Below are 10833 nucleotides of genomic sequence, written 5' to 3'. Positions count from 1 at the left end.
GGGGTTGACGGTGTCTCCGAAGCCGAAAACTTTGTAGGACGAGCGTTTGCGGTCGCCGTAGTCAAACGATGTGCCGGAACAGAACATGGCTTCGGCGGTCAGGTTGTCGTGGCCGGATTTGGAGCGTTCGTTGAGAATGTAGCGTACCGTGCCGTCTGAAGCGGGCTGGATGCTGTCGAGCAGGATTCTGGCGTTTTTGCCGTAGCTTTCGTTGACGTACATGTCGAACCAGTTGCCGCTTCGGGCGTCGGGAAACGCGGGCAGCGGCAGGTCGGCTTCTTTGAATTCGCGCAGGGCTTTGTCGGCGGCGGATTCTTTGTAGTGGATGTTGATGTTTGCTTCTTTGTCTTTCGGTGCGGCCTGCGCCTGAAGGGCGGCTGCGGCCAAAACGGTCAGAATGATGCGGCGCATAATGCTCTCCGAGTGGGAAACAGCGGCCATTTTAGGGTCAGCCCGCCGCTGCGGCAAGCTGCGGTACGGCGTTTGGCGCGGCTTTACGTTTTTTTGATGCCGTCTGAACATGAATTGATAAAAGGCCGTCTGAAAACGGGTTTTCAGACGGCCTTTGCCGTGTTTGCGGGTTTTACAGGCCTTTCAGCTGTTTGGCCGCTTCGAGTGCGTAATAGGTCAGGATGCCGTCTGCGCCGGCGCGTTTGAAGGCGAGCAGGCTTTCGAGAATGACTTTGCCGCCGTCGAGCCAGCCGTTTTGGATGGCGGCCTGGAGCATGGCGTATTCGCCGGAAACCTGATAGGCAAACGTGGGTACGCCGAATTCGTCTTTGACGCGGCGGATGACGTCGAGATAGGGCAGGCCGGGTTTGACCATCACCATATCCGCACCTTCCTGCAAATCGAGTGCGACTTCGTGCAGGGCTTCGTTGCTGTTGGCGGGGTCTTGCTGGTAGGTTTTTTTATCGGCCTTGCCCAGATTGGCCGCGCTGCCCACCGCGTCGCGGAAGGGGCCGTAGAAGGCGGATGCGTATTTGGCGGAATAGGCCATGATGCGGGTGTGGATGTGGCCGTGATCTTCCAATGCTTCGCGGACGGCGCCGATGCGGCCGTCCATCATGTCGGACGGGGCGACGACCTGCGCGCCCGCTTCGGCGTGGCAGAGCGCCTGTCTGACCAGCACTTCGACGGTTTCGTCGTTCATCACATAGCCGCCCGCATCAATCAGACCGTCTTGGCCGTGGACGGTGTAGGGGTCGAGCGCAATGTCGGTCATGATGCCCAGTTCGGGAAATTCGGCGCGCAGTTTGCGCACGACGGTGGGGACGAGGCCGTCGGGATTGTAGGCTTCTTCGGCCAGCTCGGTTTTGTTGCGGGTAACGACGGGAAACAGCGCGAACATGGGAATGCCGAGCCCGACGGCTTCTTCGGCGGTGTACAGCAGTTTGTCGAGGCTTTGGCGCACCACGCCGGGCATGGATGCGACGGCTTCTTCCTGATTGCTGCCTTCGAGTACGAAAACGGGGTAAATCAAATCGGCGGCGGTCAGCGTGTTCTCACGCATCAGGCGGCGGGAGAAATCGTCTTTGCGCATGCGGCGCAAGCGGGTGGCGGGGACTTGGCGGGGCGGGAAATTCATGATGCGGTTCCGGTTGGGTGGGAAAAGGGGAATTTTACATCGGATGGGCGGCGGTGTGGGTTTCAGACGGCCTGCGGGGCGGGCAGGGGGAAGTTGTCTGATTGGATTTTTACGTGAATGCGGTCGGCACTGCGGCTTTTGCTGCAAATGCCGCGTGGGGGTAGGAAATTCGGTTGTTGTGATAAAGACAGGGCCGAGACCTTTGCACAACGCGAAAATATGGGGAAACCTTTAGCCCGTCATGCCCGCGCAGGCGGGAATCCGGACCTGCCGGTTACAGGAATCTTTAAAAATCACGGTAAGTGAATATTCTTGATGCCCGCCTGCGCGGGAACGGTGGCCGTAGATTGTTAGGTTGAAACCGGGTTTTGCGAAAGTTTCAGGCCGTCTGAAAAGTTTTCAGACGGCCTAAGTTTGACGGGAATGCTTCAGCGCGGCAGGCCGCGTGCTAGGGCTTGGTTGGCGCGTTTGACGGCGAGCTGTTCTTTCCAGCCCATGTAGCGGCCGCGGTAGCGGGCTTTCATGAAGTTGTCGAATTTGCGCTGCACGGTGAGGTTCCACACGCTGTGGGCTTTGACCGCCCAGCTTTCGTCCCATGCGCGCAGGGAGAGGGAAAACGAGCCGTCGAGGTATTTCATCCAGTGCCACCAGCCGGTGGGCATGAATAAGGTGTCGCCGTATTCGAGATGGCATTCTATGCCTTCCACGCCTTCGAGGGCGGGAAAGCGGGCGGTGTCGGGGGCTTCGACGCTGTAATCTTCGAGCGCGTAAGTGGCGAACGGGATTTGGTAGAGCCGCTCTTTCCATTTGTAGTCGAACAGAATAATGTGTTTGCGGCCGAAATGGGTGTGGAAGATGTGCGCCATGTCGATATCGTAGTGCAGAAAGGTTTCGGAGCCTATGCCGCCGAAAAACATGGTGGGGTATTTGTCGAGAAAGCCGCCCATCAGGTCTTTGGAGAACACGTAATCGTTGAGCAGCGAGGGCGCGTGCTTGATGGGGTCGAACAGGAAAATGCGCAGGTCGGTGGGTTCGCGTTTGATTAAGTCGATATAGTCGCCGAACTTCATTTCGGTGCTGGCGGCGTTAATCGGCGCGGCGGGGTCGGCTTTGCTGCTGTCGTAAAGCGGCACGGTGATGTCGCCGACGGCTTCTTTCATGTAGTCGAGCGACCATTTTTCATAAGCCGGCCAGCTTTTGCTCATGTTTCTGATCACGAGCGGGCGGCGCGGTTTGAGGTATTTTTCGCGGAATTCTTCGCGGCTGATGTCGTCAACCACGTCGATAGGAGTCAGTTTGAAGCCCATGTTTTTTGAATCTGGTTGAAGTAAAAAGACAATTTTATAAAAAACGCCGTTTGCGGAAAACCGTTTTTACGCGGGTAAACACAGCGGCGGCAGTTCCGCAGAACGGCGGTCAGTTGCTGGTTACGCTGCCTGCGGCGCGTGGGCGGTGCGTGAATATCAGGGCCAGCTGCACGGGCACTTGGTCGGATACGGACGTATTGGCCGTGAGCACGGTTTCGGTATCGCCCTGCGGCATCACCCACGCGTAGGAAAGCTGTTTGAACGGGAACGGGGATGAGGTGGTGTGGTCGGCGCGCAATACGGTTTGTCGGCTGCCGCTGTTTTGCCCGGCCAGCGCGGTAAACTGCGCGCGCGCGGCGGCTTCGTCGGCCCGTTCCGTTTTCACGCTGCATGCGCCCGCACCCGTACTGAGGTAAAACGCCGTGCCGCCGCGTTCCAGCCGCCATGCCTGCTGCAAATCGACTTCCATCATGCCGAAAGGCAGTTTGCCCAGCTCGTCGGCGGTCATGGGCGGGATGTTGGCGGCGGCGGCCCATTGCGCCACCCGCGCGGGGTTGCCGTCGGCGGCAATGCAGGTTTCGGCGAACAGTTTGACCGCTTCGGTTGCGGCGGTCTGTTTTGCGGGATCAGGGGCGGATGCGCCGCCGTTGCAGGCGGTCAGGGCAAGCAGGGCGAACGGGAACAGGATGCGGGTATTCATTTTCAGACGGCCCTTATTTGTGTTTGATGACCAGCGTGAACACGCCGTCTGAAGCCGATGACTCCAGCAGCTCGTGGCCGGTTTGGCGGCAGAATGCGGCAAAGTCGTCGGGTGCGCCGGCATCGGTGGCGGTAACGGTTAACACGTCGCCCGTTTCAAGCTGCGCCAATGCTTTTTTGGCGCGCAGAATCGGCAGCGGGCATCTCAGGCCGGTCAGGTCTATGGATTGGTTCATGGTCGGGAAAACGGGTTGTTCGGACAATGGCGCGATTATACCTTTTATCTCGGTGCGGCTGTAAGCGCGGGCAGCGGCAGGACTGTAAAACCCTAAAGGCCGTCTGAATTTCAGGTTCGCGGTATTTGCCGTGCCGTCTGAATCACCTGCATTTTGCCGAAGCAGGCCGATACAGTCAGGGTGGGAAAACACGGTTTGCCGTGATTCGGAACGGCGCGGCATCTGCGGTTCAAGCCGTCTGAAAGCCGTGCGGAAACGGATGTTCAGACGGCCTCAATCTTGTTAAGATGCCCCCTGTCCGGTTTGATACAAAACAGAAAGAAACGCGATGCGGCGTTATATTTTCCAACGGTTGCTGCTGCTGATTCCGACCCTGCTCGGCATTTTGGCCGTTACCTTCGCCATCATCCAGTTTGTGCCCGGCGGGCCGGTGGAGCAGATGGTGCAGCAGTTGACGCACGGTGCGGGGGCGGGCGGGGAAACCGTTGCGGCTTCAAACGGCATGATGCGCGGCGGCCGGCTCAGCCCCGAAGACATGGCCGCGCTCAATGCGCTTTACGGTTTCGACAAGCCGCCGCTGGAACGGTTTGCCGATATGGTTTGGCGTTACGCCCGTTTCGATTTGGGCGAAAGTTTTTTCCACCATCAAACCGTGTTCGAGCTGGTGAAACAGAAAATGCCCGTGTCGATGAGCTTGGGTTTATGGACGTTTTTCCTGACCTATCTCGTCTGCATTCCGCTGGGCATCGCCAAGGCGGTGCGCGACGGTTCGAAATTCGACACGGTTACGGGCATGGTGGTGTTGGTCGGCTACACCGTTCCGCCGTTTGTGTTGGGTTTGGTGCTGCTGGTTTTGTTCGGCGGCGGCAGCTTTTTTTCGTGGTTTCCGCAGGGCGGCCTGACGGGCGACGATTGGGACAATCTTTCCGTGTTCGGCAAAATCAAAGACTATCTCTGGCACATCGCGCTGCCGATAACGGCTTCCGTGGCCGGTAATCTGGCCGTGATGACCGTGCTCACCAAAAACGTGTTTCTCGAAGAAATCCGCCGCCAATATGTTTATACCGCCCGCGCCAAAGGTTTGCCCGAACGGCAGATTTTGTGGAAACACGTTTTCCGCAACGCGATGATTCCGCTGATTACCGGTTTCCCTGCCGCCTTTATCGGCGCGTTTTTCACCGGCAGCCTGCTGATTGAAACCCTGTTTTCGCTCGATGGTTTGGGGCTGCTTTCTTACGAAGCGGTGATGAAGCGAGATTATCCGGTGGTGATGGGCACGCTGTATGTGTTCACGCTGATGGGCTTGCTGGCGAAACTGCTGTCGGACATTTCCTATTCGTGGGTTGACCCGCGCATCCATTTCGGCGGGCGCAAATAAGCATTCAGGCCGTCTGAAAAATGTTTTTCAGACGGCCTGACTACACCTGCCGAGCCTTAACGCTGGCGGGCTTTGAATCGCGGATTGCTTTTGCAGATTACGTAAACTTTCCCTTTGCGGCGCACGATTTGGCAGTCGCGGTGGCGTTGTTTGGCGGTTTTTAAAGAAGACAAGACCTGCATCATTTATCCTTTCTGAACGAGCCGAGCATACCTTGGTAGCGGCTGTTGAACTTGCTGGCACGTCCTTCGTTGTGGTATTCGCGCTGTTTGCCGGTGTAAACCGGATGCGATGCGGACGAAGTGTCGAGCATGAATACGGGGTATTCGTTGCCGTCGCGCCAAACCATGGTTTTGCCGTGTGTATCCGCGCAGGAGCGTATCAGCCAGCCTTCGTTGGCGCTGCTGTCGAAAAACAGCACGGTGCGGTAATTGTCGGGATGGATGTTCGGTTTCATGAAAAGCCTTTCTGAAATGTTATACTATAACATTCATTTTAATATGGCAGCGGCTGTTTATCAAGCGGAAAAACATGACTGTTTGCACGACGGGTTTTCAGACGGCGTCAGGCCGTCTGAAAAGGCCGGAAACCGTTTGGCCTGAGCAAACGGGTTTTCAAGCCGGTGCACCGTTTCGGCTTCGCGGCAACTCCGTTTTGGCTGTGCAGAAACTCCGGTTCTTGCGGAAACTCCGTTTTGGCTGTGCAGAAACTCCGCTTCCTGCGGCAACCCCGTTTTCCGTCGGAAAATCCGTTGCCTGCCGATGGCGGGAAAACGTTATAATCGCCGCCGGTATCCGATTGCTTTCAGACGGCGCAGGCCGGCCTGTTCCATACGCGAAAGAGCGGCGGAACCGCTTTCCACTTCATCCGAAGCCGTTTTCAGACGGCCTTACCATCCGACCGAATATGCAGAACATTTTCCCTTCAAACACATGGCAGGCATTCAAACGGCACAAACGCGGCTGGCTGTCGCTGCGTATTTTGGCCGTATTGTTCGCCGTTGCGCTGGCTGCGCCGCTGTGGAGCAACGACAAGCCGCTGTGGGTAAATTATCAGGGCAAACATTATTTCCCGCTGTTCAACACTTATCACGAAACCGAATTCGGCGGCGATTTCGAAACCCCTGCCGACTATCTCGACCCGCTCGTGCGCCGCAACATCACTTCGGACGGCAATACCGCCGTGTTTCCGCCCAATCCTTATGCCGCCGATACGCTCAACGATTTCGATACCGAACCCGACCCGGCAAGGCCGTCTGAAAACCATTGGCTCGGTACCGACGACCGCGGCCGCGACGTGTTGGCGCGGTTGGTTTACGGTTTCCGCGATTCGCTGCTGTTCGCCCTTGCGCTGACGGCGGTAACCACCGTGATCGGCGTGGCTGCGGGCGCGGTGCAGGGGTATTTCGGCGGGAAAACCGATTTGCTGATGCAGCGTTTTCTCGAAATCTGGGGCGGGCTGCCCGAACTTTACCTGTTGATTATCCTGTCGTCGTTTTTTAATCCGAGCCTGCTGGTTTTGCTGGTGCTGCTGTCGCTGTTCGGCTGGATGGGGCTGTCGGACTATGTGCGCGCCGAGTTTCTGAAAAACCGGCAGGCCGATTATGTGCTGGCGGCCAAAAGCATGGGTGTTTCAGACGGTCGCATTATGTGGCGGCACATTCTGCCCAACAGTCTCACGCCTGTTTTGGCGTTTCTGCCGTTCCGCATTTCCGGCGCGGTGCTGGCGTTGACCAGCCTGGACTTTCTGGGCTTGGGCGTACCCACGTCGCAGGCGAGTTTGGGCGAACTGCTGGCTCAGGGCAAAGACAATCTTGATGCGTGGTGGATAGGTTTGTCCGCCGTCGGCACGCTGACGGTAATGCTGTTTCTGTTGGTAATGATAGGCGAAGGGCTGCGGCAGGCGTTTGACGTGCGGTCGCGGTCGTGAGGCCGTCTGAAAAATCCGCAATGCACGAAGGTTTTTGGAAACCGGTTTTCAGACGGCCTGCTGCCGAACCGATGTTTGAAAATGCCTTGAAATGTCGTTACCGGTCTGTCTGGGCGTGATACATTGCTCAATACAATATCCAAACACCGCCTTGCCCAAAAACCGTCATGCCATAAGGAGTAGCCTATGTCTTTGATTGCACCCGATAACAGCCTTTTGCTGTGGACGTTTGTCATGCTTGCGGCCGCAGTTGCCATCTTTCTCGAACAAAATGCCCGTTGGGCATCGAAAATACCCGGCGCGGTGATTGCGCTGCTGATTGCGTTGGCCGCATCAAATTTCGGCCTCGTGCCTGCCGAATCGCCGGTGTATGATGCGGTGTGGGGGTATGTGGTGCCGCTGGCGGTTCCCCTGCTGCTGTTCCAGCTCAATCTGCATTCGGTTTTGAAGGAGAGCGGACGGCTGCTGTTTCTTTTTCTTATCAGCTCGTTGGGTACGGTAATCGGTGCCGTGGCAGGTTTTCTGCTGTTGCGGAACCATATTCCCGAACTGGATAAAATCACCGCAGTCATTTCCGCTTCCTATACCGGCGGCGGCGTGAATTTTGCGGCCATGACCGCCAAGCTCGAACCGTCGAAAACCATTACCGCCGCAACGATTGTGGCCGACAATCTGATGATGGCCTGTTATTTCCTGATTCTGATTGCTCTGTCGGTGTCGCCGGTGGTGCGGAGAATTTGGAGCAGCCCGTATTCTGTCGGAACGGAAGAAAATGCCGCCGACGGAAAAAACCGGGCGGCGGCGTATTGGCAGCCCAAGCCAGTATCGCTGCAAAGTATCGCGCTCTCGTTGGGCAGTGCCATGCTGTTGGTGGCTGTATCGTTTACTGCGTCAGCTTGGTTGAAAGACGTGTTGGGAAGCGGTGGGAACGTTGTTACCGATATGCTTATCGGCCTGGTTACCGACAAATATCTGCTGCTGACCACCATGACTTTCTCCGTTATTTTGCTGTTTCCGAAACAGGTGGCAAAGCTTGACGGCAGTCAGGAGCTGGGTACTTACTGTATTTATCTCTTTTTCGTCGTGATTGGTATTCCTGCATCGGTGGCGTTGATTCTGCAAAACGCCCCGCTTCTGTTTGTGTTTACTTTTATTGTGGCGGTCGTCAACCTGATGGTTACCCTGCTGGCCGGCAAACTCTTCAAATACAGCATTGAAGAGATTGTGCTGTCGTGCAATGCCAATATCGGCGGGCCTACCACCGCGGCAGCACTTGCCATCGGCCAAGGCTGGCGGGATTTGGTGGGGCCGATTTTGGTTATCGGTACAGTGGGCTACATCATCGGTAACTATATTGGCACGGCAGTCTATGCATTGTTGGCGGGTTTGTAGTTTAGCAAGCAGGCCGTCTGAAAAATATTTTTCAGACGGCCTGCTATACTGTATCCAACCGAATAACATCAAGGCGTTTCAAATATGAAAAACATCCTTTACCCCCTTGCCGCCGCGCTGCTGCTGGCCGCCTGCGGCGCGAAAGAAGAAGCGGCTCTGCCCAAGCCGCTGCCGATTACCGATCAATCCGTCGGCCATTATTGCACCATGAATTTGTCGGAACACAACGGCCCGAAAGCGCAGATTTTCCATAAGAGCAATCCGTCCAAAGCGGTGTGGTTTTCCACCACCAAACAGATGGTCAACTACACGCGGCTGCCGGGCGAGCCGAAAGACATCGCGGCCATTTACGTTACCGATATGGGCAAAGTAACCGATTGGAATACGCCCAATGCCGATACGTCGTGGACGGACGGCAAAAAAGCCTTTTATGTGATTGAAAGCGGCTTTATCGGCGGCATGGGCGCGGAAGACGCGCTGCCGTTTGCCGACAAAGCCGCTGCGGAAAAATTCGCCAAAGAGAAGGGCGGCAGGGTAACGACGTTCGACCAGATTCCCGACGAATATCTGTATAAATAGGCTGGGGTGGTCGTGCGCTGATGGTGTCGGCTCATGAACAACCGTCATTCCCGCGCAGGCGGGAATCCGGAGGGAGGGCTAGAAAAATCTTGTTCTAATATCGCAAATCTGGGCTTCTGTCTGTATGGGAATGATGGTGTCGGTATTATCAATGCATTATCTAAACAACCTAAACAACCTAAACAAAGGCCGTCAGAAAACCGTTACTGCCGTTGCCGTAAAAGCAAGCCGATCGGCACGGTAAGGTTTAGCATTATTTTTTTGCGGACTGCAAACCGTCTTGAATGCCGTAATCCAGACGGCGAGCGGTTTCTCCGTAACCAATCCTGATGATATTCAGGCCGTCTGAAAACCTGTTTCCCATTCCCGCTATGTCTCTTTCCCGCCGCCGTTTACTGATTACCGCCGCCGCCCTCGCGGGTGCGGCTGCCGTTCCGTTTGCGCTCAACCGCCGTGCCGAAAAAAATACCGATGCCGTTAAGCCTGTTGCCGAACCCGTCGCTCAAAACAACATCGAACCCACCGTTTGGCAGGGCATCGCACTCGGTTCGGGGGCGGAAATGCGCTTGTACCATCCCGACCGCAAAGCCGCCGAAGCCTTGATTGCCAAAGCCCTGTCGGAAGTATCGCGGCTGGAAAAAATCTTCAGCCTTTACCGTGACGACAGCGACATCAGCCGCCTGAACCGAGAAGGCCGTCTGCACAATCCGCCGTCGGACTTGCTGGCGGTGTTAAGCATGAGCCGCAACATTCACCGCATCACGCAGGGCGCGTTCGACCCCACCGTCCAGCCGCTGTGGAACGCCTATGCAGACTATTTCAGACGGCATCCGAAAAGCAGAACCGCACCGCCGAAAGCGTTGCTCGATAAGGCTTTGGAAAAAGTGGGGTTCGATGCCGTCGAATTCGGCAGCAACGGCATCCGTTTCGCCAAAAGCGGCATGGCTTTGTCGCTGAACGGCATTGCGCAGGGCTACATTACCGACCGCATTACCGAAATGCTGCGCGATTCGGGCATCAAACAGGCTCTGATTGATTTGGGCGAAATCCGTGCGCTGGATACCACGCACAGCCGCACATGGCGGGCAGGCGTGCGCCATCCCGATGACGAAACCGCTGTCCTGTTCCATATTCCGCTGCAAAATCAGGGGCTGGCCACTTCAGGCGGCTACGGTACGCATATGGATGAAGACGGCAAATTTACCCACCTGTTTGATCCGCGCAGCGGCATCAGTACCCCGCGCTATAAAAGCGTGAGCGTTACCGCGCCTGCGGCGGCAATTGCTGACGCGCTTTCCACCGCTTTTTCTCTGATGGATGAAAACGAAATTCAGATGGCCTTGCGGCAAGTCAGCGGTGTCAAGGTGTGGTTGGTATCGGAAGGTAACCGGATTAAAAAGCTGGAATAGTGTGGCAACCGGTTATTTTGATGGATGCGGTACTATTTACAGCCGTCATTTCCGTGCAGGCTGAAATCCAGACTGGTAATCTTCAGAACAAGTTTTTTGCAGTTTTTCTGATTTTCACCTGTGTGGAATAACATTAAATATCAACGCTATACCTATGAACGGCTTTTAAGTTTTGTTTATAGCAAATAAACTTATTTATCGATACACACCTGAAACAGCCAATCCACATCCGTAATTCGCAGCCGATTCCTAACACCTTTAATCCAAGCCCACTTTTTCTCTATCTGATTCAGATCGGGGCTATAAGGTGGAAGCC

12 protein-coding genes are annotated in these 10833 nt (G+C 55.9%); 5 read left to right on the top strand and 7 right to left on the bottom strand.

Features of this window, described 5'->3' with window-relative positions:
• The 5 genes from ACEYDX_RS09950 to ACEYDX_RS09930 all read right to left on the bottom strand — a co-directional run.
• Positions 1-411: CNP1-like family protein (locus ACEYDX_RS09950; protein WP_373741866.1), on the bottom strand; the 411-nt coding region annotated here is incomplete at its 3' end.
• Between the two features lie 172 nt (positions 412-583).
• Entirely contained in the window at positions 584-1588 is a 1005-nt protein-coding gene (gene hemB, locus ACEYDX_RS09945) for a porphobilinogen synthase (RefSeq protein ID WP_373741865.1), read from the bottom strand.
• Positions 1589-2016: 428 nt separating this feature from the next.
• Positions 2017-2895 (bottom strand): cupin-like domain-containing protein, encoded by an 879-nt coding sequence (locus ACEYDX_RS09940; RefSeq protein ID WP_373741864.1) that lies wholly within the window; start codon positions 2893-2895, stop codon positions 2017-2019.
• Between the two features lie 109 nt (positions 2896-3004).
• Complete coding sequence (locus tag ACEYDX_RS09935) at positions 3005-3595, bottom strand: hypothetical protein (protein WP_373741863.1); 591 nt, start codon at positions 3593-3595, stop codon at positions 3005-3007.
• A gap of 13 nt (positions 3596-3608) precedes the next feature.
• Positions 3609-3830, bottom strand: a complete 222-nt coding sequence (locus ACEYDX_RS09930) for a sulfurtransferase TusA family protein (protein WP_373741867.1) — start codon at positions 3828-3830, stop codon at positions 3609-3611.
• 328 nt (positions 3831-4158) lie between these two features.
• Between ACEYDX_RS09930 and ACEYDX_RS09925 the strand changes: the two genes are divergently transcribed.
• On the top strand, positions 4159-5208 hold the full coding sequence (locus ACEYDX_RS09925; protein ID WP_373741862.1) for an ABC transporter permease subunit: 1050 nt from the start codon (positions 4159-4161) through the stop codon (positions 5206-5208).
• 56 nt (positions 5209-5264) lie between these two features.
• On the opposite strand, the gene ykgO is transcribed toward ACEYDX_RS09925, so the two are convergent.
• Together ykgO and ACEYDX_RS09915 are read right to left on the bottom strand one after the other, a co-directional pair.
• Entirely contained in the window at positions 5265-5390 is a 126-nt protein-coding gene (ykgO, locus tag ACEYDX_RS09920) for a type B 50S ribosomal protein L36 (RefSeq protein WP_002222621.1), read from the bottom strand.
• A complete protein-coding gene (locus ACEYDX_RS09915) occupies positions 5390-5665 on the bottom strand; it encodes a type B 50S ribosomal protein L31 (protein WP_373741861.1) in 276 nt (91 codons plus the stop codon). The genes ykgO and ACEYDX_RS09915 overlap by 1 nt, the downstream gene beginning before the upstream one ends.
• Before the next feature lie 449 nt (positions 5666-6114).
• Between ACEYDX_RS09915 and ACEYDX_RS09910 the strand changes: the two genes are divergently transcribed.
• From ACEYDX_RS09910 to ACEYDX_RS09895, 4 genes are all read left to right on the top strand, one after another.
• The gene (locus ACEYDX_RS09910) at positions 6115-7137 is read left to right on the top strand and encodes an ABC transporter permease (RefSeq protein ID WP_373741860.1); all 1023 of its coding nucleotides are present in this window, start codon (positions 6115-6117) and stop codon (positions 7135-7137) included.
• Between the two features lie 186 nt (positions 7138-7323).
• Positions 7324-8529 carry a DUF819 domain-containing protein gene (locus ACEYDX_RS09905; RefSeq protein ID WP_373741859.1) on the top strand — a complete coding sequence of 402 codons (1206 nt, stop codon included), beginning with the start codon at positions 7324-7326 and terminating at the stop codon, positions 8527-8529.
• Positions 8530-8613: 84 nt separating this feature from the next.
• Positions 8614-9108, top strand: coding sequence for a nitrous oxide reductase accessory protein NosL (locus ACEYDX_RS09900; RefSeq protein ID WP_373741858.1), 495 nt, complete (start codon positions 8614-8616; stop codon positions 9106-9108).
• Between the two features lie 329 nt (positions 9109-9437).
• The gene (locus ACEYDX_RS09895; protein ID WP_373741857.1) at positions 9438-10517 is read left to right on the top strand and encodes an FAD:protein FMN transferase; all 1080 of its coding nucleotides are present in this window, start codon (positions 9438-9440) and stop codon (positions 10515-10517) included.
• The last annotated feature ends 316 nt before the right edge of the window (positions 10518-10833 follow it).

Source organism: Neisseria sp. (genome assembly GCF_041804105.1).
Taxonomy (GTDB): domain Bacteria; phylum Pseudomonadota; class Gammaproteobacteria; order Burkholderiales; family Neisseriaceae; genus Neisseria.
This window is presented reverse-complemented; position numbering and strand designations above follow the sequence as displayed.

Excerpts from the sequence above, each read along its gene's own strand:
- ACEYDX_RS09935 (WP_373741863.1), bottom strand. The coding sequence starts at position 3,595 with ATGAATACCCGCATCCTGTTCCCGTTCGCCCTGCTTGCCCTGACCGCC.
- ACEYDX_RS09925 (WP_373741862.1), top strand. The coding sequence starts at position 4,159 with ATGCGGCGTTATATTTTCCAACGGTTGCTGCTGCTGATTCCGACCCTG.
- hemB (WP_373741865.1), bottom strand. The coding sequence starts at position 1,588 with ATGAATTTCCCGCCCCGCCAAGTCCCCGCCACCCGCTTGCGCCGCATG.
- ACEYDX_RS09905 (WP_373741859.1), top strand. The coding sequence starts at position 7,324 with ATGTCTTTGATTGCACCCGATAACAGCCTTTTGCTGTGGACGTTTGTC.
- ACEYDX_RS09910 (WP_373741860.1), top strand. The coding sequence starts at position 6,115 with ATGCAGAACATTTTCCCTTCAAACACATGGCAGGCATTCAAACGGCAC.
- ACEYDX_RS09895 (WP_373741857.1), top strand. The coding sequence starts at position 9,438 with ATGATATTCAGGCCGTCTGAAAACCTGTTTCCCATTCCCGCTATGTCT.
- ACEYDX_RS09915 (WP_373741861.1), bottom strand. The coding sequence starts at position 5,665 with ATGAAACCGAACATCCATCCCGACAATTACCGCACCGTGCTGTTTTTC.
- ACEYDX_RS09940 (WP_373741864.1), bottom strand. The coding sequence starts at position 2,895 with ATGGGCTTCAAACTGACTCCTATCGACGTGGTTGACGACATCAGCCGC.
- ykgO (WP_002222621.1), bottom strand. The coding sequence starts at position 5,390 with ATGCAGGTCTTGTCTTCTTTAAAAACCGCCAAACAACGCCACCGCGAC.
- ACEYDX_RS09900 (WP_373741858.1), top strand. The coding sequence starts at position 8,614 with ATGAAAAACATCCTTTACCCCCTTGCCGCCGCGCTGCTGCTGGCCGCC.
- ACEYDX_RS09930 (WP_373741867.1), bottom strand. The coding sequence starts at position 3,830 with ATGAACCAATCCATAGACCTGACCGGCCTGAGATGCCCGCTGCCGATT.